The sequence below is a fragment of the Enterobacter cloacae complex sp. R_G8 genome, assembly GCF_024599795.1.
GTDB classification, from domain to species: domain Bacteria; phylum Pseudomonadota; class Gammaproteobacteria; order Enterobacterales; family Enterobacteriaceae; genus Enterobacter; species Enterobacter dissolvens.
In genome coordinates this window covers 2,496,991-2,520,135 of the sequence record NZ_CP102246.1, presented here as the reverse complement: position 1 = coordinate 2,520,135, position 23,145 = coordinate 2,496,991, and the positions used below count along the sequence as shown (strand labels likewise).

The window sequence follows — 23,145 nt, the reverse complement described above, 5'->3', positions numbered from 1 at the left end:
TTATTTAGCGAGAGGCCGGAATCGTTATTTCAACATGCTGCTGATTAATTTCCCTAACTGAATAACGGCCTGCTCTTCCCGCTCTCCCCATGCCCAGGAGGTATTAAAACGGAAAAAAGGTGTCCAGACATCCGAGGTGGAAAACATCTTGCCTGGGGCAATACTGATGTGATGGCGTAACGCCTGTTCGCTTAACAGTCCTGCATCCAGCTGTGCCGGAAGTTCCAGCCACAAAAAGTAGCCGCTGTCGTTATGATGGATTTTGACGCCCGGCGGCATATGGCGCAAAAGTGACTGCCACGCCTGCTGTTTACGCTCGGCCAGCGTGCGTCGCAGGCGGCGCAGATGGGCGTCGTAGCGTTTGGTCGCCAGGTAATCTACCAGCGCCAGCTGCATGGGGGAGCTGGTTGAGAGTGTGCTCATCAGCTGTAACTGTTGAATGCGTCGCGCATGTTTACCCGCCGCTACCCAGCCGATGCGAAAACCGGCCACCAGACATTTCGAAAACGAGGAGCAGTGCAGTGTCATGTCCTGACGATCCCATGCTTTCGCCGGGAGCGGCTTTTCACGCCCAAAATAGAGCTCGCTGTAGACATCATCTTCAATCAGCGTGACGTTGTGCTTCGTCAACAGCGCGACGAGCTGCGCTTTTTTTTCCGCACTGAGCGTAAAGCCAAGCGGATTTTGACTGTTGGTCATTATCCAGCAGGCCTTGACCGGGTAGTCATTCAGCGCCTGTTCAAGCGCATTAAGATCGATTCCCTCGCGCACGTCCGTCGCAATCGACAGGGCCTTCAGTTTCAGGCGTTCCAGCGCCTGCAACGCGCCGTAGAAACAGGGGTTTTCAACGATCACCCAGTCCCCCGGCTCGGTTACTGCCTGCAGACTCAGATTCAACGCTTCGAGCGCGCCTGCGGTGATCACGATCTCCTCCGGTGAGATGTTCATCCCCTGCTGTGCATAGCGGCGGGCAATGGCGTGGCGCAAATCGACGTTACCCGGCGGCAGGTTCTCAATCACGCTCATCGCCGTCGCGGTTTTGCTGACGTTCGCCAGCGAGCGGTTGAGTTGCTGAAGCGGGAAAAGACGCGGGTCGGGAAAGGCGGAAGCGAAAGGAACAACCGACGGATCGCGGCTGGCCTGCAGAACGTCGAAGATATAGGTGTTGATGTCCACCGCTTCGTCGCGCATGACCTGTGCAGGCGGCGCTGGCTGCTGTGCGGTCGGGCGCGAGGCAACGTAATAGCCCGACTGCGGTCTGGCGACAATGCGCCCCTGGCTTTCCAGCATCTGATACGCGTGGCCCACGGTCATAAAACTCATGCCGCTGCTCGCCACCTGCTCTCGCAGAGAAGGCAGCTTATCGCCCGGCAACCATACGCCAAGCTCAATCTGCGAGATAATTTGTTGCGCCAGACGCTGGTATTTTTTCATCAGATTCTCCTTATTGCCGACAGTGTATATCAGCAGGAGAAAAAGAGAAGATTTTGCTAACTGTTATGGTTTGCGGAATTAATTACTTACGGTACTCGGTCACATGATTTTGTGCGAAACGAGCCGCGGCCAGATGGTCGAGCGTAATCATTGGCGATTTGCAAAAGATGCATTTTGCGCCGAAAGGATTTTTCTCAGACACATCAAAGGCTGAAGTACGGTACTGCGAGCCATGACAGCATGGGCAGCGAAAATGGATATAAGAAGTCATAGGATTCTCCTGTAAACGTAAAAACGTAAATTACTCATGAGCCGATCAGGCGATAATGGTTTGAAACAAAACTAATCGGAAAGTAGATAAAGACCCAAGAGAGGCTGCGGAGAGGCACAACGTGATGAGAACTGCTTTATAAAACTACGTCAGATATTTATTTGGACTCAAAACCAGAAGACCATTAACGCACGGTGCTGACGACAAAGCAAGCGGTTTAATGCGTAAAATTCATAAAAAGAATATTCTTATGCCTGAAAGACGAGGTATATCAGATGGCTAAAGCGTGCGTTTTTAGCCAACTGTTATGGTTAAATTTCGCTTTTCTGCGTCTGATAGACTGAATTGCGCCTCTGTACCATAACAGCACACCGTTTGACATTGAGGCTGTGCATGTTTGGTTTAGATGCTTTTCATCTTGCACGGATACAGTTTGCTTTTACCGTATCCTTCCACATTATTTTCCCGGCAATCACTATCGGCCTGGCAAGCTATCTTGCTGTGCTTGAAGGGCTGTGGCTGAAAACAAAAAATCCGGTCTGGCGCTCGCTGTACCACTTCTGGTCCAAGATTTTTGCCGTTAACTTTGGCATGGGCGTGGTCTCCGGGCTGGTGATGGCGTATCAGTTTGGTACCAACTGGAGCGGGTTTTCGCAGTTTGCGGGCAGCATTACCGGCCCGCTTCTGACCTATGAAGTGCTGACCGCCTTCTTCCTCGAAGCCGGATTCCTCGGCGTGATGCTGTTCGGCTGGAATAAAGTTGGGCCTGGTCTGCACTTCTTCGCCACCTGTATGGTGGCGCTGGGGACGATTATATCCACCTTCTGGATCCTCTCTTCCAACAGCTGGATGCAGACCCCACAGGGCTACGAGATCGTCAACGGGCAGGTCGTCCCGGTAGACTGGTTTGCCGTGGTCTTTAACCCCTCCTTCCCTTACCGGCTGCTGCATATGTCGATAGCCGCCTTCCTCAGTAGCGCCCTGTTTGTTGGCGCGTCAGCGGCATGGCATCTGCTGCGCGGGAACAATACGCCCGCGATTCGCGCCATGTTCTCCATGGCGCTGTGGATGACCCTGATTGTGGCGCCCATCCAGGCAATGGTCGGTGATATGCACGGGCTGAATACGTTAAAGCATCAGCCTGCCAAAATCGCCGCTATTGAGGGACACTGGGAGAACCCACCGGGGGAACCTACCCCACTGCTGCTGTTTGGCTGGCCGGATATGGAACAGGAGCGTACCCGCTTTGGGCTGGAGATCCCCGCTCTCGGCAGCCTTATCCTGACGCACAGTCTGGAAAAACAGGTTCCTGCACTCAAGGAGTTCCCGAAGGAAGATCGTCCAAATTCCACCATTGTCTTCTGGTCATTCCGCATTATGGCGGGCTTAGGCATGCTGATGCTGCTGCTTGGCGTGGTGGCGCTCTGGTTGCGCTATAAAAAGCGTGTTTACGCCTCGCGCCCCTTCCTGTGGTTCGCCCTGCTGATGGGGCCTTCAGGGCTGATCGCCATTCTGGCCGGGTGGGTAACCACCGAAGTGGGCCGCCAGCCGTGGGTGGTCTATGGGCTTCAACGCACCCGGGATGCGGTTTCCGCTCATGGCGATCTGCATATGAGCGTCAGTTTGCTGGCTTTCTTCGTCGTTTACACCTCCGTCTTCGGCGTCGGTTACAGCTATATGGTGCGCCTGATTAAAAAAGGGCCTCAGCCTCACGAATCGTTCGCCACCGAGGCCGATGGACGTCCGGCACGCCCGCTGTCGGCAGTTACCACAGTCAATAAGGAGCAACCATAATGGGTATCGATCTTTCCATTATCTGGTTTGTCATCATCGTCTTCGCGACGCTGATGTATATCGTGATGGACGGTTTTGATCTGGGGATCGGTATTCTATTCCCGGCAACACAAAACCTGGACGATCGCGATGTGATGGTCAACAGCGTCGCGCCGGTCTGGGACGGGAATGAAACCTGGCTGGTGCTGGGTGGCGCGGCCCTCTTCGGTGCCTTTCCGCTGGCCTATGCGGTGATTATCGATGCCCTCACCATTCCGCTGACATTAATGCTGATCGGTCTTATTTTCCGTGGCGTGGCGTTTGAGTTTCGTTTCAAAGCAACGCCAGCGCACCGTCCGTTCTGGGATAAGGCCTTTATTGGCGGTTCGATTATGGCGACGTTTACCCAGGGCGTGACGGTAGGTGCCGTCATAAACGGTTTTACCGTTACCGGGCGAGCCTATACCGGCGGTCCCTTTGACTGGTTTACCGCGTTTAACCTGTTCTGCGGCGCGGGTCTGGTCGTGGCCTATGCGCTGCTGGGCGCCACCTGGCTGGTGATGAAAAGTGAAAATGCCCTGCAACAGCGGATGCGCGAGGTTTCAAAAACGTTGTTAATCGTGCTGCTGGCGTTTATCGCGGCAATCAGTCTCTGGACGCCACTGGCTCAACCGGCTATCGCCGCGCGCTGGTTTTCGCTGCCAAATCTGTTTTACCTGTTGCCTGTCCCGGCTCTGGTCGTTCTGCTGAGCCTTTATCAGTGGCGCTGTCTGAATAATCCGCAAAGCCATAACCGGCCGTTTATCCTGACGCTGGGGCTTATTTTTCTCGGCTTTAGCGGGCTTGGGATTAGCATCTGGCCGCATATTATTCCACCGTCTGTCACCCTGTGGCAGGCGGCCGCGCCGACACAAAGTCAGGGCTTTATGCTGGTAGGTGCGTTGTTGATCATTCCCGTTATTCTGGTCTACACCTTCTGGAGTTACTACGTATTTCGCGGAAAAGTACAGCATGGGGAGGGTTATCACTGATGCAACAGCCTGTCTGGAAACGATTGCTGTGGCTGGCCATTATCTGGGGCGGCAGCGTACTGGCGCTGGCGGCTGTCAGTATGTTCTTCCGCATGCTGATGACGGCCGCCGGTTTTAAATCTCACTGATCTTATCCCGGGCAACCACTGTGTTGCCCGGTCTCCTTCCCGCACTTTCAGATAAACCCCATTAACGCATGCCAGCGTATCGTTACACTGGTAAATGATTCACGGTATTTATAGTTCGAGAAGAAAAATGAAAAAGCTCATTGCGTTAAGCGTTATCAGTCTTGTCCTCACCGGCTGCGTTAATCCGGGTAAAGCGTCCGTTCAGCCGGAGCAGCTTAAGAACCACCGCTTTGTGCTGGAAAATGTGGACGGGAAAGCCGTGAAGGCCACAGCAACGCAACCTGAGATCGCGTTTAGCGCGCTGCCTGATATCAGCCTGGTTAATAACATCAGCATTTCCGGCGTGATGTGTAATCGCTTCAACGGACAGGGAAAATTGTCCGAAGGGGAACTTAAGGTTAAAGGGCTGGCCATGACGCGCAAACTCTGTACCGAGCCGCAGTTGAACGAACTGGATCAGGCCATCGGCGACATGCTGCGCAAAGGGGCGCAGGTCGACCTGACTGAAGACCAGTTAACGCTGGCGACAGCCGACAAAACGCTGATGTTTAAACGTGCTGAATAATCAGTAGTTACCGCAGGATCCTACGGCAAGCGACTGTTCACTGCAGCGTTTGCCATTTGGCAAGGCGCACATCCCAATCGCAGAGCCATCGAGCTGGCGGGCAACCGACAGTGAGCCACCAATCATCGCACAGTTAGCTTGTCCTGAACTGGACATCGCGGCTTTCATTCCCGGCGTCACGTGTGCTGCCGTTGCCTGCTGGACAGGTTCGTTGCTACAGGCCGATAACAATAACGCGGCACACCCTACCCAAAACGCTGAACGCATGCTCTCTCCCCCATTAATAATGCGAAACCTATGCATAATAGGCATCACATCCCGTGTCGTCGAGAGCGGAAGTGCGTATTTATGCGCTGCTGAAACAATTTCTCGCAATTTTTTTGGATATTGTTGAACCTGAAGCTGTTGGCAGTATATTACTGCTTTGCTCTTTGGGATTGCGTTAACAGGCTGGTTCATAAGGATAATAATCAAAGCCGATTTACAATAAGTCGTTTTGCGTAGCCGTACTCGCGCTGTGTTCTTTTCATGCCCGGGCTGAGCAGTGCTCACCCGAAAGCGTAAACACAAATAAAACCAATAATTTCATCCTACTGCAACAGCAAATTAATGGAGCAATACCTAAAACGATTGAGACCAGGATTGAGAGTCCGGACGGTTACATCCGTACAACAATAAATGCGAGTTACAACCGCTGTGGCGAACTTCTTGGCGGCAGCATGCTGGAGGTAAAAACAGCAACCTATCCTCAATCTGTTCTTGTGATTACCAGTGCGATAAAACCCAGTAAAGCGGATTACGGCTGGCGCATCCTTGTCGATGGCAAAGGCATCGGAACGGACAAGCGCAACCAAAAATCGACACTGTTATTCCGTCATAATGTTGAAGGTATGTATTTGCTAAACAAAAAAGGGATTATCAGTAAAGCAGTTAACCGCGGCATCATTACTGCCACAACGCCGGGGGAGAAAGATCGAACCAGCATGGGCACCATTCTGTATACCCTCAATACAACAGGGGCTCTTACCCGTTCAGAAAACAAAAGTAACCTGGCGATTGAGAATTACCGCACGGAGTACGAGTACGACACGCATCATCGCCTGACAAAAAGGTACACACCTAACGTCGTGGATGAGTATGTTTACGATGATGCAGGTCGCCAGCTGACCTGGACGAACACCGAGACCTATTACACTATCGAAAAAACGGTGAATACCTGTAAGGAATGGGACACTAACGGGGAATGTATCCAGGCGGATATCGACATCACTATCTCCTCACCAGATAACGACAAAGGCAAGGCTTTCGAGTACAAACATAAAGCAGCCATGACAGCGACTTATGAATACTGGAACTGAATTATTTAAGATTTAGAAGGGTTTTTCGCCAAAAGTTTGATCTACTCATTGATGGTGAGAATACCGAGGACACAAATGCGAAAATCGCAAAATCCGACCTTTGCTAAAATAAGGGAATAATATTCAGGGTCTGACCAGGTTTACGGACCCCTCTTTTTTTGCGCAATGTAAGGGTGTTGTCCTATGCAAACTATTGACGGTAATGGTGCAGTCGCGTCAGTCGCGTTTCGCACCAGCGAAGTTATCGCCATCTACCCGATTACGCCGAGCTCTACGATGGCCGAACAGGCAGATGCCTGGGCAGGAAACGGGTTAAAAAATGTCTGGGGCGATGTCCCGAGAGTCGTCGAAATGCAGTCCGAAGCGGGTGCGATTGCCGCGGTGCATGGTGCGCTGCAGACGGGAGCGCTCTCCACGTCGTTCACCTCCTCGCAGGGATTGCTGCTGATGATCCCGACGCTGTACAAACTGGCCGGTCAACTTACGCCGTTTGTCCTGCACGTTGCGGCACGTACCGTTGCTACCCACGCGCTCTCCATTTTTGGCGATCACTCCGACGTGATGGCCGTGCGTCAGACCGGCTGCGCCATGCTGTGCGCCAGCAGTGTTCAGGAGGCCCAGGATTTCGCGTTAATTTCCCATATCGCGACGCTGAAAAGCCGCGTGCCGTTTATTCACTTCTTCGACGGTTTCCGCACCTCTCACGAAATCAACAAAATCGTGCCGCTGGCAGACGACACCCTTCTCTCGCTTCTGCCGCAGGCGGACATCGATGCCCATCGTGCCCGCGCACTCAACCCGGAACATCCGGTGATCCGCGGGACATCGGCAAACCCGGATACTTACTTCCAGTCCCGCGAAGCGACGAACCCGTGGTACAACGCAGTGTACGACCATGTGGAACAGGCGATGAACGATTTCGCCGCCGCTACCGGGCGTAAATATAAACCATTTGAATACTACGGCCATCCACAGGCGGAACGCGTGATTGTGCTGATGGGTTCAGCCATTGGCACCTGTGAAGAAGTCGTGGATGAACTGCTGACGCGCGGCGAGAAAGTTGGGGTGTTGAAAGTTCGCCTCTACCGCCCGTTCTCTGCGCAACATCTGCTCTCTGCGCTGCCGGAGAGCGCACGTAGCGTAGCCGTACTCGATCGTACCAAAGAGCCAGGCGCACACGCAGAACCGCTGTATCTGGACGTCATGACCGCGCTGGCGGAAGCCTTCAATAACGGCGAACGCGAAACGCTGCCGCGTGTTATTGGCGGACGTTATGGTTTGTCGTCCAAAGAGTTCGGTCCGGATTGCGTGCTGGCAGTGTTCAATGAGCTGAGTGAAACCAAACCGAAGCCTCGCTTTACGGTCGGTATTTATGATGATGTCACCAATCTCTCACTGGCCTTGCCGGAAAACACCCTGCCCTCCGGCGCGAAACTCGAAGCGCTGTTCTACGGTCTGGGCAGTGACGGCAGCGTTTCGGCAACCAAGAACAACATCAAAATCATCGGGAACTCCACACCGTGGTATGCGCAGGGCTACTTCGTCTATGACTCCAAGAAAGCCGGCGGACTGACCGTGTCCCATCTGCGCGTCAGCGAACACCCTATCCGCTCCGCGTATCTTATTTCACAGGCTGATTTTGTCGGCTGTCACCAGCTGCAGTTTATCGATAAATACCAGATGGCCGAACGTCTCAAACCCGGCGGTATTTTCCTGCTCAACACACCGTACAGTGCGGATGAGGTCTGGGCGCGCCTGCCGCAGGAAGTGCAGGCGGTGCTTAATCAGAAAAAAGCGCGGCTTTTTGTCATTAACGCGGCGAAGATTGCCCGCGAATGTGGTCTTGCCGCGCGCATTAACACCGTCATGCAGATGGCGTTCTTCCACCTGACTAATATTCTGCCGGGCGACAGCGCCTTCATGGAACTGCAGGGTGCGATCGCCAAAAGCTACAGCAGCAAAGGTCAGGAGTTGGTTGAACGCAACTGGCAGGCACTGGCGCTGGCGCGCGAGTCTCTGTCTGAAGTGCCACTCCAGCCGGTAAATGCCAGCAGCCCGAACCGTCCTCCGGTGGTTTCGGATGCGGCTCCAGATTTTGTTAAAACCGTAACGGCGGCCATGCTGGCGGGGCTGGGCGATGCCCTTCCCGTCTCCGCCCTGCCGCCGGATGGCACCTGGCCGATGGGCACCACCCGCTGGGAAAAACGCAATATCGCCGAAGAGATCCCCATCTGGAAGGAAGAGCTGTGTACCCAGTGCAATCACTGTGTTGCAGCCTGCCCACACTCAGCCATCCGTGCCAAAGTTGTTTCCCCTGACGCCATGGAATCGGCCCCGGCCAGCCTGCACTCGCTGGATGTGAAATCCCGCGATATGCGCGGACAGAAATACGTTCTGCAGGTCGCACCGGAAGATTGCACCGGCTGTAATCTCTGCGTCGAGGTCTGCCCGGCCAAAGACCGGCAGAATCCGGATATCAAAGCCATCAATATGATGTCGCGCCTGGAACACGTGGAAGAAGAGAAAGTGAATTATGACTTCTTCCTGAACCTGCCGGAAATCGACCGTAGCAAGCTGGAACGTATTGATATCCGTACTTCACAGCTCATCACCCCGCTGTTCGAATACTCCGGCGCCTGCTCCGGCTGCGGTGAAACACCGTACATTAAACTGCTGACGCAGCTGTACGGTGACCGGATGCTGATCGCCAACGCGACCGGCTGTTCGTCTATCTATGGCGGTAACCTGCCGTCCACACCTTATACCACCGATGCCAACGGCCGCGGTCCGGCATGGGCAAACTCGCTGTTTGAGGATAACGCCGAATTTGGTCTTGGCTTCCGCTTAACGGTGGATCAGCACCGCGCGCGCGTGATGCGCCTGCTGGACCAGTTTGCCGATAATATCCCTGCCGAACTGAACACTGCGCTGCACGCTGAAGCCACGCCAGAGGTGCGTCGCGAGCAGGTTACGGCGCTTCGCAACGCCCTTCAGGGCGTTGACGGTGCAGAGCAACTGGTGACTGACGCTGATGCGCTGGTTGAGAAATCAATCTGGCTGATTGGCGGCGATGGCTGGGCATACGACATTGGCTTTGGCGGGCTGGATCATGTGTTGAGCCTGACCGAGAACGTGAACATCCTGGTGCTGGATACCCAGTGTTATTCCAATACCGGCGGACAGGCGTCAAAAGCCACGCCGCTCGGGGCCGTAACGAAATTTGGTGAACACGGCAAACGCAAGGCGCGTAAAGACCTTGGTGTCAGCATGATGATGTATGGACACGTCTACGTTGCGCAAATCTCACTCGGCGCGCAACTTAACCAGACGGTGAAAGCGATTCAGGAGGCGGAAGCTTATCCGGGACCATCGCTTATCATCGCCTACAGCCCTTGCGAAGAGCATGGTTACGATCTGGCGCTCAGCCACGACCAGATGCGACAGTTGACCGCGACGGGCTTCTGGCCGCTTTATCGCTTTGACCCGCGCCGGGCAGAGGAAGGTAAACTGCCGCTGGCGCTCGATTCACGGCCACCGTCAGATGCCCTGGCGGAGACACTGCTGCAGGAGCAGCGCTTCCGTCGCCTCAATGCGCAACAGCCAGAGGTGGCTGAGCAACTGTGGAAGGATGCGGCCGCCGATCTGCAAAAACGGTATGACTTCCTGGCGCAAATGGCCGGGAAAGCGGAAAAAACCGCCCGCGAATAATTCCCTTGCCCGGCTTGTCCGGGCATTTTTTTGCCATAAAAAAAGCCCGGCATTTTAACACCGGGCCAGTCCAGATAATCCCTTTAAATGAATAAATGACATTCACGAGAATTATGGATAATAATCTTAAAGGCATATAACGACGCAGACATTACCTGATTTACAGCGTGATTAATAATTTTAATTTATTATATTTTTCGTTAAAGCATTCACCAGACAAATTAACATTTCCACGGAACGATCTCCTTTAGATTTTACTCACTTAGTAACAATTATAATTTATTACTCTTTCCGTGGAGTGATCTAGCATGTGACAACTTTCCGCAACGGAAAGTTCAACAGGTAATTAAATAAAAACAACCGCAAAGGAATATCATAATGCAAAGAAAAGTACTGGCCCTGATGATTCCGGCTCTGTTAATGGCTGGCGCTGCGCATGCAGCAGAGATTTATAATAAGGATGGCAATAAATTAGATCTGTACGGAAAAGTAGATGGTTTGCACTACTTCTCTGATGACACGTCTAAAGACGGCGATCAAACCTATATGCGTCTCGGTTTCAAGGGCGAAACCCAGATCAACGATATGATGACCGGCTACGCACAGTGGGAATACAACATTCAGGCAAATAACACTGAAGGGTCTGATAACCAGTCCTGGACACGTCTGGCCTTTGCCGGTGTAAAAGTCGGTGACTACGGTTCCTTTGACTACGGCCGTAACTATGGTGTCCTGTACGACGTGGAAGGATGGACCGATATGCTGCCGGAGTTCGGCGGCGACTCTTACACCTATGCCGATAACTTTATGACCGGCCGTGCCAATGGCGTAGCAACCTACCGCAACACCGATTTCTATGGTCTGGTGCCGGGCCTGAACTTTGCTCTGCAGTATCAGGGTAATAACGAAGATGCCAGCAATAACCAGGAAGGGACCAATAATGGTCGCGACACGCGTCATGAGAACGGTGACGGCTTCGGTATTTCTACCACCTATGATTTCGGTATGGGAATTTCAGCGGGGGCGGCCTATACCTCTTCCGACCGTACCAACGATCAGGTGAGAAATACCACGGCGGGCGGGGATAAAGCAGATGCCTGGACCGCGGGTCTGAAATATGACGCCAACAATATCTATCTGGCGGCCATGTATTCTGAAACCCGCAATATGACCCCTTACGGCGACAATGAAAGCGCCGTGGCGAATAAAACCCAGAACTTTGAAGTTACCGCACAATACCAGTTCGATTTTGGTCTGCGTCCGGCAATTTCCTACCTGCAGTCGAAAGGTAAAGACCTGGGTAACGGTCAGGGCGATCAGGATCTGGTTAAATATGCTGACGTTGGCGCCACCTATTACTTCAACAAAAATATGTCCACCTATGTGGATTATAAAATCAACCTGCTGGATGAAGATGACAGCTTCTACAAAAACAACGGTATTGGTACCGATGATGTCGTCGCATTAGGCCTGGTTTACCAGTTCTGATGGTCTGAGCCCGTAGCATCATGCGGGCTCATTTTTTTTTGATGTTAGTCGCACAACAGCACGCTATCGCGAGATTGTTGAGGGTAAGTTGAAAGAATGCGGGTTAGACTGCGCAGATATCCCTCTCCTCATTAAGGATAACTGTGTTGTTTGGTCGTGTATCCCTTGCCCTACTGGCGCTTTTAGCATGTTTGTGGATGGCGTTAATTTTCGATTTCCGCGATATTGTTGGGCATCTCGGCACGTTGCTAAATCACCTCGACAGGCATTAAGAGTGAGCTTCTGAAACAAAAAGCCACCAGCAGTGCCGGTGGCCATAGTACCCTTCGTGAACATTATTTTTTCACGGGCTGAGGCTTTTTATCCCCAGATTCAGGCGCCTCACGCGGGTCGTCTTTTTCAACACTAAGCATAATGTCTCCTCTTTACGATACCCACTTCCCACTATAGCCAGCGTTATCACAAAGTGGCCAGGCGGCTAGGACGCTTCCGTTGACGTGCGTTTGCGAAAAGAGAGATAGCCAAAGACGCCGCTGTCACCATCTGCAGGATGATTGACCCCATCCATCACCGTCACCTCGGGAAAATCGAACGGGGAGACATTTTCAAAACAGGCAACATTCACGCCATATTCATTGGGATTGGAACGCCGCTGATGGAAGGTATAAATCCCGCAGACCGAACAGAAGAAATGCCGGGCCGTACCGGTGTTAAAGCGGTACTCCGTAAGCTTATCCTCGCCTTTGGTGACGGTAATACCGGTTAACGGCGCAGAGACCACAACCGCCCCTCTCATCCGACAAAAAGAACAGCTGCAGCGCCGGGCGGTATTTAACCCATCGGTCAACGTAACGGTGAATGCCACTGCGCCACAATGGCACCGTGCATGACGAATATCAGCCATCTTTTAAACCCCTTTTTTCACCAGCTCAGCGGCCTTGACGAACACCTCATCCTCCACGCCGTCACCCTTTTGCCTGCCGAGCCTCAGCAGTTCATCGACAATACTGTTGCGATCGATCGGTATCTGCGCTGAAACCAGCCCAATAACGGCGGCACCAATCGCCAGCCCAACTAACCCGGTTTGTTCATCTTTGTTCTTCATGTTCATGCTCCTGATACCACAAACAAGCGTAGCAGGATTTTAAAAACGCGGTGTCAGACCGTATTTCGGCGATTTGATATTTGCGGCCCAAATCTTGATATCGTTTTGCAGCAGAAGGGTGAAATCTGAATTCAGATGCGTCACCAGGGCATTGACGCTGTTTGCATCGACCACTGAAAAATGTTCAATTCTGTTCGACCCAACCTGAACACAGTAATATCTGGCGGGCAGCACTTTACCATTCACATTAAGCGGCAGCGTATTTTCTCCGCATTGCCCTTCTGTGATATAGGAAACCACCAGATTAGCGGATTTTTTCCCGGGCTGAGATACGCTCACCATTACCGGAAAACCTTCCGACGTCTGCGTCATGTCATAAAGAACGGCATTTTTTATATACCAGGTATTATATTCCCGTTCCTGAAACGTCGACCAGCCAGGCGATGAATAAAACATCAGCGCTGCCAGCGTAATGAATTTTATTTTCATGAGATGCTGTCGTCCTTGTTGTTGCACGTATTATTCAGAACGGACAAAAAACAGCAACCCACCAGGATTTGGCCTACTACTATTGGCAGTGATGATGCTCACTAGCGAACAATAAAACCAAAATGATACAGCGCTACCGTGGCTACGATGCTCACGACGACAGTCAGTAAAAACCAGGTTTTGAACGGCTGCTTTTGCGTTTTATGGCGAAAAATCTGTTGGCCCATAATGGCGCCAGGCCATCCGCCCACAATGCCGAAGACCAGTAAGGTCACTTCCGGTATCCTGCGCATTCCTTTTCGTGCTGCCATTTTATCGGCGCCGTAAATAACCATTGTCAGCACGTTGATGAGCAGGAACCATATGGCTACGGGCCAGGCGGACAACAGACTGCAGAACGCAGCACAGATCAGTATAAAAAAACAAAATTGATTCAATGTCATAGCGCCTGCCTCAGGATCATAAACGTATTTCGAGAAGGCATTATACGTTATCTTTCGCATGAATCAGGTGTAGATTGTTTTTACTATGTACAATTAGAAATAGCCACACTGTATATACGTGCTCCAGTTAAAAGTCTGACAATCTGCAGCATTTTCAACCTTGCGCACGTGAAACACTTCTCCTGCCGTATCTTTAATACATACTTCTTTCATTGACGTAAAAAGATGAAGATACAAGACACAACCTGCCAGGAAGCACCCAACTAAAAGACATGCTTTTAAAATAGCGATCACCGTTTCCCTCCTGCTTTGTTCGGGGAAAACAGCTTAATAGTATGAAGATGAATAAACGCTCAACACAGCGCAATTAAAGTGGCCATTCGTGCAGGCCACGCTAAAATTCCATGTCAGCATCACATGGGCAGGAATTAATAACGCCTGGTCGTGGTGACCGGTGCTCTGTCTGTCCAGTCGGGACGTTCACCAGCCATGATCGCCCGTTGCTGAGACGGTGTTACAGATTGCGTTATATCAGGCATTGGCTTATAGACCGGTTTTTCCGGCGGAGTGATAACCACATCAGAACTACACCCTGAGCACAATAAAATCATAAAACCAAAAGAACTTAACTTAAACACTTTCAACCCTTCCTGTGGGATATCATCTTAAGGGAACCGTTCGCCAGTGATTGTCTAATCCGGGCCGCCAGCACGTCAGTAAAGTCGCATGCGAGCTTCAAATTCCCATACGCTGAAACGCAAGATAATAAGCAGCGATACACGTTAAATCAATACTAATGCGAATGAAGAGCAACGTGAAATAGCCATAAAGTATTACATCTATAAAACAGACGGGTTTCAAATAGAAGCACAAGATTAAACGCCACATATACGGATACACTGTGGCCGTTTATTGCCTCTTTTATGCATAAAATGGAAATACCCTTTCGTTGATGAAGCGTTGCAATTCACTGTTGTTAAATAATGTTGTATTAAAACGATTGTAACTATAAAGTTAATTAGAGGTTAATATGAAGGGTGGTATTTTTGCATTTTTGGCATTAGGTGTCGCGTTAGCAATAACAGGGTGCTCAAGTGATTATGTCATATCGACCAAAGATGGACATATGATGACCACACATGGAAAACCAGAGCGAGATAAAGACACCGGTTTAATTTCATACAAAGATGCAGATGGCAGCATTCATCAGATTCATCAATCGGATGTGAAAGAGATTGTAGAGAAGTAACCGCCTGATCTCTCCTTCCGTTTTACAGGCTCCGCCATTGTACTGAGCGGAGCTTGCCTGCCCTTACCCGCCTTATGTCGACCACGTCTCGCTGATGGCGAACAGAAAGCCGATTACGCTTTACCGCAAGTCGGCACAAGATCCTTCATCGCTGTAAAACGTGCTGGTATTCGCCGCCGGAATCCGTACCATACGCGACATACTTTTGCCCGCTGGCATTGACTGCCGGCGTTAACCCATCTTTCATAGCCAGACAGTTGCGGCATAGAATGCGTGGAAAATGAATGGCGAACAGGTGCTGATGCTTAACGATTAGCCGGCACGCTGGAAACTTTTGCCCCTGCTGGCTCCGAAGGTAGCAATAAATGCAAGACAATCAATCAAATACAAAGAAAGAACAGTACAACCTGAACAAGCTGCAGAAGCGGCTGCGCCGTAATGTGGGCGAAGCCATTGCAGACTTCAATATGATTGAAGAAGGCGACCGGATCATGGTTTGCCTGTCAGGGGGGAAAGACAGCTACACCATGCTGGAGATCCTGCGTAATCTTCAACAGAGCGCGCCGGTGAAATTCTCCCTGGTAGCCGTAAACCTTGACCAGAAACAGCCGGGTTTCCCTGAGCATATTCTGCCGGAATATCTCGATAAACTGGGCGTTGAGTACAAAATCGTCGAAGAAAATACCTACGGTATCGTAAAAGAGAAGATCCCGGAGGGCAAAACCACCTGCTCTCTCTGCTCTCGTCTGCGCCGTGGCATTCTGTACCGTACTGCGACAGAGCTGGGTGCGACAAAAATTGCGCTCGGTCATCACCGCGACGATATCCTGCAAACGCTGTTCCTGAACATGTTCTACGGCGGGAAGATGAAAGGCATGCCGCCTAAGCTGATGAGCGATGACGGCAAACACATTGTCATCCGCCCTCTCGCCTATTGCCGCGAGAAGGACATTGAACGCTTCTCCCAGGCGAAAGCTTTCCCGATTATTCCATGCAACCTGTGTGGCTCTCAGCCAAACCTGCAGCGCCAGGTCATTGGTGACATGCTGCGTGACTGGGATAAACGTTATCCAGGACGCATCGAAACCATGTTCAGCGCCATGCAGAACGTGGTGCCTTCACACCTTGCGGATGTTGAGCTGTTCGACTTCAAAGGCATCAACCATGATTCAGAGGTGGTGAATGGCGGCGATTTGGCGTTTGATCGGGAAGAGATCCCAATGCAGCCTGCGGGCTGGCAGCCGGAAGAGGATGATAATCAGTTTGACGAGCTGCGCCTGAACGTACTTGAAGTGAAATAATCCTGTCGCGTCTCAGAGTCCGTCTGAGACGCGTTTTTTCTGCCGCTTATTTCAGCAATCTGACCCGGCAGGTTTTGCCTTTAATTTTACCGTTTTGCAGCTGCTTCCAGGCCTTATGCGCAACCGCCTGGCAGATTGCCACATAGACATGTGCCGGATGAACGGTAATCTTGCCGATATCGGCGCCATCCAGCCCCATGTCCCCTGTCAGCGCGCCTAGCACGTCACCCGGGCGCATCTTGGCTTTTTTGCCGCCATCAATACACAGCGTCGCCATTTCGGCTTCGAGTGGCACAACGCGAACGTTCCCCGGGGTGTTCACCCAGTTAAGCTTTATCTGCAGCATTTCAGACAAGATATTGGCGCGCTGCGCCTCTTCCGGCGCGCAGAAGCTAATGGCAAGCCCGCTGTTTCCCGCGCGTGCAGTACGCCCAATGCGGTGAACGTGTACTTCTGGATCCCAGGCCAGCTCGTAGTTAACAACCAGCTCCAGCGATTTAATGTCCAGCCCACGTGCGGCGACATCGGTCGCGACCAGTACACGGGCGCTGCCGTTGGCGAAGCGAACCAGCGTCTGGTCACGATCGCGCTGTTCCAGATCGCCATGCAATGACAGCGCGCTTTGCCCGGCGGCATTCAGGGCATCACACACTGCCTGGCAATCTTTTTTGGTGTTACAAAACACCACGCAGGAGGCGGGCTGGTGCTGGCTCAGCAATTTCTGCAGAAGCGGGATTTTGCCCTGCTGCGAGGTTTCAAAGAACTGCTGCTCGATGGCAGGCAGCGCATCCACGCTGTCGATTTCAATCGTGAGCGGATTTTTTTGTACACGACCGCTGATCGCAGCGATGGCCTCAGGCCAGGTCGCAGAAAATAACAATGTCTGACGATCTTCCGGTGCGAAGCGGATCACCTCGTCGATCGCGTCGCTGAAGCCCATATCCAGCATACGGTCCGCTTCATCCATCACCAGCGTTTGCAGGGCATCCAGTGAAACGGTGCCTTTTTGCAGATGATCCAGCAGACGGCCAGGTGTCGCGACAATAATATGAGGCGCATGCTGGAGCGAATCACGCTGCGCCCCGAACGGCTGTCCGCCGCAGAGGGTTAAGATCTTGGTGTTGGGCAGGAAGCGCGCCAGACGACGCAACTCACCCGCGACCTGGTCGGCCAGTTCGCGGGTCGGGCACAGAACCAGAGACTGGGTCTGGAACAGAGTGGCATCAATATGCTGTAACAGCCCAAGACCGAACGCTGCCGTTTTCCCACTGCCGGTTTTTGCCTGTACGCGAACATCGCGCCCCTCAAGAATGGCGGGTAATGCGGCCGCCTGAACAGGCGTCATCGTGAGGTATCCCAACTCGTTGAGGTTATCGAGTTGGGCGGCAGGCAGAACATTCAGGGTAGAAAAAGCGGTCACAATAGTCTCTCGTGGTCATCTTTGCAGTCAGATGGCGCGTATCCTCGCAGATCTCGGGGTTCGATGCGACAATTTAATCGGTTCTTCATCGGGCGGCGGGTCGGGCATAGGCTGCGGACGAGGAATGGGATCGGGCATCGGCGTTGGGTCGGTCGGGACCGGATCGGACTGCCGTGAATGCAGCAGTTGCAGCGCGAGTAGATGGTTCATCTTTCCCTCCAGTTTTTTGGATTGACCCTTTTAGGGTAGACCCTGAGAAACGGGAGGCAAAAAAAAGCCGACTATTAAAGTCGGCGTCGTACGAATCAATTGTGCTATGCAGTAATTCAAAAAAGGAAGTAAGACAATATGGAGCGCAACGCCCATCGCTTGACGTTGCATTCACCTGCGGGAGTAATATTGCACCTTACGCGGCCTGGGTTTATTGACTTCGCTCAATTAAAAGAGCGTTTTGAACCGCGTATAAGGTGTAAAAAGCGTAAATTTACAACCATTTACTACGATGCAACCACCATGCAACACCGCCAATCAAAACAGCTAACATGACGCAAAACGCAGTAAAACCGTAACGATAAGCCCCTCCGGGGATACCGCCCAGGTTTACGCCAAACAGTCCGGTCAGGAAGGTGCTGGGTAAAAAGACCATTGCCATCAGCGACATCGTGTAGGTTCTTCTGGCCAGCGACTCCTGCATCACCTGGGCGATCTCATCCGCCATCACCGCCGTTCTGGCGATACAGGAATCAATTTCATCCAGCCCGCGCCCAAGCCTGTCCGCAATATCCTGCATCCTGCGACGCTGATCGTCGTTCATCCAGCTGAAGCGTTCGCTGGCGAGGCGGGCATACACATCGCGTTGTGGCGTCATATAGCGGCGCATCACGATCAGCTGTTTGCGCAGTAACGCCAGGAAGCCGCGCGGCGGTATTTGCTGATCGAGCAGGTTATCTTCCAGGTCGATAATTTTGTCGTGCAGCTCTTCAATAAACTCACTCGCATGATCGGTGAGCGCATCGCAGACATCCACCAGCCAGCTACCGCAATCAGTCGGCCCGGTGCCCTCTTTCAGATCGTTCACCACGTCATCCAGCGCCAGCACTTTACGCTGACGAGTGGAGACAATAAGACCGTCATCCATATAGACCCGCATCGCCACCAGCTGATCCGGACGCTCATCCGTGCTGCCGTTAATACAGCGAAGGGTGATCAACGTACCGTCCCCCATCCGGCTCACGCGTGGCCGCAGGCTTTCACCCGCCAGCGCGTCGCGTACGTTGTTCGGCAACAGTGGGGTTGATGCCAGCCAGTCAGCGCTGTCCGGATGGGTATAGTTCAGGTGTAGCCAGCAGGGATGCGCGTGATCAATCTCATCGTTGTCTTCCAGCGGCCTGGCACCGCCATTACCGTCGAACACCCACGCAAACACTGCGTCAGGAACGTTCAGTTCAGACCCTTTTATGCTCTCCACAACGCCTCCACCTTTTAGCTTTTCGTTGTCAGTCTAGCTTTCGGCAGAGGTTACGCAACCACTATGTTCCGCATGGCGCTGAAATCGCTCGGGAATTGTACGGCTAACGGCGGTGCCATCTCACACAGAATGTCCTTGTCGCTGCGCGAACGACAGGGGAACACCCGGTGCCGACAACGAACCGTCAGAGGGGGCTCTCCCGTCGAGCCGGAAGTTGCGTGTCCGGGACTGCAATTCGATAACCTGATTACGCAGCACGTCGGAAGATCCGTTAAGTTCCTCCGCCATAGCCACATTGCTTTGCGTGACCCTTTCCAGCTCTGATAATGCCAGCGTGATCTGCGAAATCCCTTTCTCCTGCTCGGATGTCGAGCTGGAAATTTCATCCATCAGACGGCTGACATTGCTGGATCCGGCCACTATCTCACGCATATTTTTTTCCGCTTCTGACACCACCGTTACGCCCTGCGTCACGTTATTACTCGTGACTTCAATCAGCGTTTTGATGTTCTTCGCCGCGTCCGCGCTGCGGTGAGCCAGATTTCGTACCTCCTCTGCAACTACAGAGAATCCTTTTCCGTGGTCTCCCGCCCTTGCTGCCTCAACGGCTGCGTTAAGCGCCAGGATATTGGTCTGGAAGGCAATGCCGTCGATCATCGAGATAATCTCCGTCATTTGCTGCGCGCATTCGGTGATCGATTGCATATTGTGAGCAACCTGCCCCATCAGTTCTCCGCCTTTGCGTGCCTGAAGGGTGGCCTCATTGGCCTGTTCACTGGCCAGCCGGGTGTTATCGGCATTATTTCTGGTGCTTGCCGCCATCTGCTCCATGCTGGCCGCGGTTTGCACCAGCGAGGCAGACTGCTGCTCCGTTTTCACAGAAAGTTGCGCGCTGCGTGAGGAGAGTTGATCCGATAAGGTCATGGCGGTGTGTGACGATGCCCTGATTTCCCGGACCAGTGTCGCAATATTGCTCGAGAGGCTATTAATCCCAGGGATTAAACGCCCTGCACAGTTGTTACCAAACTCCGGTATCGTCACGCCAAGATTCCCCGAGGTCACTTCTTCAATACTTTTTTTCACAGTATTGATCGGTGTCACAAGATATTTGGTCATGTAGGCCCAGAGTAAAAAAAGAGCAATCATATTTATTACATTGAGCGTAATAAAGAGCGGCGACGCGCCCGAAAAAAGAACCACGACAGCTGCGTTTATCAAAAAAAGAGACAAAAGGAAATAGACAATGAAGGTTCTGACACTAATATTTCTTAGCATAATCATTCCCACAACTTTATATTTTTGGTCGGCATTAAGGGTTATAGCATCCACAATGACGTTTGTCCTCACGAATACCGATGGTTTGTTGTTTCGTGGTTAGCAACCTGCAATTTAACTTAAGTAAGATAAAAACAGTGTATTGCAGGAAATATTGTGTCATGAATGCTGTGATACTGGTCTAAGACGAACTTAAGCGATACCATCTCCATCAGCGAAACGTGATAACCTCCCGCATATTTAAGGAGCTTTGCTGCAATTATTAGCCCTTGTTTAGCTGTGCTTAACAGGTTAATACTGAGAATATATTTTATATTGCATGCAGTTTGAGATTTAAATAGGGCTGGTCATTTTACGAGTCCCCTAACTAATAGTGTTTGAACGCGCATGCTCGTTGCCAATAAAGATGTGCCCGGCAGGCGAAGTCAGTAACCCTCTTTGATGCGGGATTGCATAATGCTCAATGTATCGTGGGACCCAGTGTTAATAGCCATCTCTTATCTCGTGGCCTTTATCGCCTCGTTTTTGGCTCTGGACAGTGCAGGAAAAATCCCCCTCTCCGGTCGCAAGGCGGCAATGTTCTGGCGTATTGCCGGAGGGGTTACGCTGGGCATCGGGATCTGGTCGATGCATTTTATCGGCATGTTAGCGATGCAAATGCCCATGATCATGAGCTATCACCTCTGGTTAACCCTTGCCTCCCTGGGCGTCGCGGTGGTGGCGTCTACGCTGGCAATGAATATTGCCGTGACGGGCGCTCGTCTTTCTCCCTTTAGGCTGATCCTCTCCACCTTAATTCTGAGTGCAGGAGTCGTGTCGATGCACTATACCGGCATGGCCGCGCTGATGCTGGATAGCCCCATCATCTGGGATCAACGTACCGTCGGCTTATCCATATTGATTGCCATAATGGCCTCCGGAGCCGCAATCTGGTTGGCCTTCCACCTGCGGCATCAGCGAAAAGGGATCTTCATCAATCGCATTCTCGCCGCTTTAGTCCTTGGGGCTGCCATCTGCGCCATGCACTACACCGGAATGCGTGCCGCTCAGTTTGGTGACATGACACATACCCTTCCCGGCGGGATCAGCGAACTGGGATTATCTATCTGGGTTTCAGTAACAACGCTGAGCCTGCTCGGCATCATGTTGATTATCTCGCTTATTGATTCACACTGGCGCACCAGTCGGTTAACGGAAAATCTGCAACAGCTTAATCGCCAGCTCGAGCTCCAGGCGCGATTTGACGCCCTCACCGGCCTGGCTAACCGCCACCAGATGGATCTCCGGATGCAGGATTGCCTGCGCAGTGCGCTGCTCAGTAATAAGCAATTTGCCGTAGTTTTCCTCGACGTTGATCACTTCAGACAGGTTAATGACACCTGGGGGCATAATGTCGGCGATGAGTTGTTAATCACCATTGCACAGCGCATCACGGCGAGGCTGACCCGAGAGATGACCCTGGCAAGACTGGGAGGCGATGCCTTTATCCTGCTGGTTCCTGAATGTGATGACGATAAACTCCAGACCCTGCTCCCCACGCTGCTCGAAGACTTGCGCCGCCCTCTTTCCCTGTGCGGGCATACACTGAGCACCACACTCAGTGCAGGCGTCAGCCGCTATCCTCAGGATGGTGAAACGCTGCACGAATTAAAATTAAAAGCGGATGCCGCAATGCATTACGTGAAGAAGGCGGGCCGAAACGACTGGGCGGTCTACCGGACAGAGATGTCGACGGCGATCCCGGCCAACCCCGGTTTTCTGCAGGAGCTCACCCAGGCGCTCGAGCGCGATCAGTTTGAACTGTGGTATCAACCTACCTGGCATGCTGAAGAGAAGACAATCCATGGCTTTGAGGCGCTTCTGCGCTGGCGACATCCCGAACAAGGCGTGCTGCTGCCGAATCTGTTTTTACCTTCGCTGGAACAGACAGGATTAATTATCCCTGTGGGTAACTGGGCGATTGAAGCGGCATGCCGACAGCTGCATTTCTGGACTGAACAAGGTTTTGCCCATTGGACGCTCTCCTTTAACCTGTCTCCTGTGCAGTTTGAACAGCCGGATATCTTTCAGATCGTATCGTCCATGTTGCAAAAATATAATCTGTCGCCTTCCCGACTCATTCTCGAGGTCACGGAGAGCACTGCCCTTAAAAATCTTGACCGCAGTATCGAATTACTGAGTGCATTCAACCAGGCCGGGATCACCGTCTCTATTGATGATTTTGGCACCGGTTATTCTAATCTGCTCATGCTCAGCGTGCTTCCGGCAAAAGAGCTCAAAATCGACAAAAGCTTTGTAACGTCAATGCTGGAAAATGAAAAAAGCCGCAAGCTGGTGGAGACCATTATCAATATTGCCCGGACAATGGAGATGTATGTTGTTGCTGAAGGGATCGAAACGGAAGAGCAACGGGCGGTGTTAACGGAGCTGGGGTGTGACTATTTGCAAGGGTTCCTGTTCTCCAGACCTTTACCTGCCGAACAGGTTCCGTGGTTGCTGCTGCAGATTAATTCAGAGAAACAGATTATACCCATTGGTAAAATTCATACGGAATCCGCTTTTATTTCACAAAAAAATCATGCCTCACAGGGTTAACAGGAGTATGGTTCAAAGGGTTAACAGGAGTATGGTTCAAAGGG

22 protein-coding genes and 1 pseudogene are annotated in these 23,145 nt (G+C 52.0%); 11 read left to right on the top strand and 12 right to left on the bottom strand.

Annotation, left to right across the window (positions count from 1 at the left end; genetic code table 11):
• Window positions 1–24 precede the first annotated feature (24 nt).
• Both NQ842_RS11955 and NQ842_RS11950 read right to left on the bottom strand, forming a co-directional pair.
• Complete coding sequence (locus NQ842_RS11955; protein ID WP_125366574.1) at window positions 25–1,434, bottom strand: PLP-dependent aminotransferase family protein; 1,410 nt, start codon at window positions 1,432–1,434, stop codon at window positions 25–27.
• Window positions 1,435–1,516: 82 nt separating this feature from the next.
• Window positions 1,517–1,705: a hypothetical protein gene (locus NQ842_RS11950; protein WP_046887809.1), complete on the bottom strand. Its 189-nt coding sequence runs from the start codon at window positions 1,703–1,705 to the stop codon at window positions 1,517–1,519.
• Between the two features lie 393 nt (window positions 1,706–2,098).
• On the opposite strand from NQ842_RS11950, the gene NQ842_RS11945 reads away from it, so the two are divergent.
• The 4 genes from NQ842_RS11945 (at window position 2,099) to hslJ (ending at window position 5,202) form a co-directional block, all read left to right on the top strand.
• A complete protein-coding gene (locus NQ842_RS11945; RefSeq protein ID WP_014832086.1) occupies window positions 2,099–3,499 on the top strand; it encodes a cytochrome ubiquinol oxidase subunit I in 1,401 nt (466 codons plus the stop codon).
• The gene (gene cydB, locus NQ842_RS11940; protein ID WP_257255856.1) at window positions 3,499–4,509 is read left to right on the top strand and encodes a cytochrome d ubiquinol oxidase subunit II; all 1,011 of its coding nucleotides are present in this window, start codon (window positions 3,499–3,501) and stop codon (window positions 4,507–4,509) included. Before NQ842_RS11945 ends, cydB begins: the two co-directional genes overlap by 1 nt.
• Window positions 4,509–4,637, top strand: a complete 129-nt coding sequence (locus NQ842_RS11935) for a DUF2474 domain-containing protein (RefSeq protein ID WP_013096467.1) — start codon at window positions 4,509–4,511, stop codon at window positions 4,635–4,637. Before cydB ends, NQ842_RS11935 begins: the two co-directional genes overlap by 1 nt.
• Window positions 4,638–4,764: 127 nt before the next feature.
• Window positions 4,765–5,202, top strand: coding sequence for a heat shock protein HslJ (gene hslJ, locus NQ842_RS11930; RefSeq protein ID WP_046887807.1), 438 nt, complete (start codon window positions 4,765–4,767; stop codon window positions 5,200–5,202).
• Here the strand turns inward: hslJ and NQ842_RS11925 are convergent, their stop codons facing one another.
• Window positions 5,203–5,469 (bottom strand): DUF333 domain-containing protein, encoded by a 267-nt coding sequence (locus NQ842_RS11925; RefSeq protein WP_014832089.1) that lies wholly within the window; start codon window positions 5,467–5,469, stop codon window positions 5,203–5,205.
• A gap of 452 nt (window positions 5,470–5,921) precedes the next feature.
• Between NQ842_RS11925 and NQ842_RS11920 the strand changes: the two genes are divergently transcribed.
• The 3 genes from NQ842_RS11920 (at window position 5,922) to ompC (ending at window position 11,756) form a co-directional block, all read left to right on the top strand.
• The gene (locus NQ842_RS11920; protein ID WP_257255855.1) at window positions 5,922–6,560 is read left to right on the top strand and encodes a hypothetical protein; all 639 of its coding nucleotides are present in this window, start codon (window positions 5,922–5,924) and stop codon (window positions 6,558–6,560) included.
• A 183-nt stretch (window positions 6,561–6,743) separates the two neighbouring features.
• The gene (gene nifJ / locus NQ842_RS11915) at window positions 6,744–10,268 is read left to right on the top strand and encodes a pyruvate:ferredoxin (flavodoxin) oxidoreductase (protein ID WP_083021392.1); all 3,525 of its coding nucleotides are present in this window, start codon (window positions 6,744–6,746) and stop codon (window positions 10,266–10,268) included.
• A gap of 378 nt (window positions 10,269–10,646) precedes the next feature.
• Window positions 10,647–11,756 carry a porin OmpC gene (gene ompC / locus NQ842_RS11910; protein ID WP_013096462.1) on the top strand — a complete coding sequence of 370 codons (1,110 nt, stop codon included), beginning with the start codon at window positions 10,647–10,649 and terminating at the stop codon, window positions 11,754–11,756.
• 335 nt (window positions 11,757–12,091) lie between these two features.
• On the opposite strand, the gene NQ842_RS11905 is transcribed toward ompC, so the two are convergent.
• From NQ842_RS11905 to NQ842_RS11885, 5 genes are all read right to left on the bottom strand, one after another.
• Window positions 12,092–12,169 carry a hypothetical protein gene (locus tag NQ842_RS11905; RefSeq protein WP_223232805.1) on the bottom strand — a complete coding sequence of 26 codons (78 nt, stop codon included), beginning with the start codon at window positions 12,167–12,169 and terminating at the stop codon, window positions 12,092–12,094.
• A 65-nt stretch (window positions 12,170–12,234) separates the two neighbouring features.
• The gene (locus tag NQ842_RS11900; RefSeq protein ID WP_043951636.1) at window positions 12,235–12,660 is read right to left on the bottom strand and encodes a GFA family protein; all 426 of its coding nucleotides are present in this window, start codon (window positions 12,658–12,660) and stop codon (window positions 12,235–12,237) included.
• Between the two features lie 3 nt (window positions 12,661–12,663).
• Complete coding sequence (locus NQ842_RS11895) at window positions 12,664–12,861, bottom strand: hypothetical protein (RefSeq protein WP_257255854.1); 198 nt, start codon at window positions 12,859–12,861, stop codon at window positions 12,664–12,666.
• A gap of 39 nt (window positions 12,862–12,900) precedes the next feature.
• Window positions 12,901–13,350, bottom strand: coding sequence for a hypothetical protein (locus tag NQ842_RS11890; RefSeq protein ID WP_050860548.1), 450 nt, complete (start codon window positions 13,348–13,350; stop codon window positions 12,901–12,903).
• A gap of 101 nt (window positions 13,351–13,451) precedes the next feature.
• Entirely contained in the window at window positions 13,452–13,793 is a 342-nt protein-coding gene (locus tag NQ842_RS11885; protein ID WP_014832096.1) for a DUF1294 domain-containing protein, read from the bottom strand.
• A 1,030-nt stretch (window positions 13,794–14,823) separates the two neighbouring features.
• Between NQ842_RS11885 and NQ842_RS11880 the strand changes: the two genes are divergently transcribed.
• From NQ842_RS11880 to ttcA, 3 genes and pseudogenes are all read left to right on the top strand, one after another.
• Window positions 14,824–15,042 carry a YgdI/YgdR family lipoprotein gene (locus tag NQ842_RS11880; RefSeq protein WP_032618552.1) on the top strand — a complete coding sequence of 73 codons (219 nt, stop codon included), beginning with the start codon at window positions 14,824–14,826 and terminating at the stop codon, window positions 15,040–15,042.
• Between the two features lie 81 nt (window positions 15,043–15,123).
• Window positions 15,124–15,358: pseudogene (locus NQ842_RS11875) on the top strand (site-specific integrase); the annotation flags it as partial.
• A gap of 49 nt (window positions 15,359–15,407) precedes the next feature.
• Window positions 15,408–16,343, top strand: coding sequence for a tRNA 2-thiocytidine(32) synthetase TtcA (gene ttcA / locus NQ842_RS11870; RefSeq protein WP_013096454.1), 936 nt, complete (start codon window positions 15,408–15,410; stop codon window positions 16,341–16,343).
• Between the two features lie 46 nt (window positions 16,344–16,389).
• Here the strand turns inward: ttcA and dbpA are convergent, their stop codons facing one another.
• The 4 genes from dbpA to NQ842_RS11850 all read right to left on the bottom strand — a co-directional run bounded on the left by dbpA (window position 16,390) and on the right by NQ842_RS11850 (window position 20,506).
• On the bottom strand, window positions 16,390–17,763 hold the full coding sequence (gene dbpA / locus NQ842_RS11865; RefSeq protein WP_083021393.1) for an ATP-dependent RNA helicase DbpA: 1,374 nt from the start codon (window positions 17,761–17,763) through the stop codon (window positions 16,390–16,392).
• 27 nt (window positions 17,764–17,790) lie between these two features.
• The gene (locus tag NQ842_RS23410; protein ID WP_312024034.1) at window positions 17,791–17,955 is read right to left on the bottom strand and encodes a hypothetical protein; all 165 of its coding nucleotides are present in this window, start codon (window positions 17,953–17,955) and stop codon (window positions 17,791–17,793) included.
• 292 nt (window positions 17,956–18,247) lie between these two features.
• The gene (gene zntB / locus NQ842_RS11855; protein ID WP_014832099.1) at window positions 18,248–19,231 is read right to left on the bottom strand and encodes a zinc transporter ZntB; all 984 of its coding nucleotides are present in this window, start codon (window positions 19,229–19,231) and stop codon (window positions 18,248–18,250) included.
• A 120-nt stretch (window positions 19,232–19,351) separates the two neighbouring features.
• A complete protein-coding gene (locus tag NQ842_RS11850) occupies window positions 19,352–20,506 on the bottom strand; it encodes a methyl-accepting chemotaxis protein (RefSeq protein WP_248041601.1) in 1,155 nt (384 codons plus the stop codon).
• Between the two features lie 456 nt (window positions 20,507–20,962).
• Between NQ842_RS11850 and NQ842_RS11845 the strand changes: the two genes are divergently transcribed.
• On the top strand, window positions 20,963–23,101 hold the full coding sequence (locus NQ842_RS11845; RefSeq protein ID WP_046887800.1) for a bifunctional diguanylate cyclase/phosphodiesterase: 2,139 nt from the start codon (window positions 20,963–20,965) through the stop codon (window positions 23,099–23,101).
• Window positions 23,102–23,145: the final 44 nt, after the last annotated feature.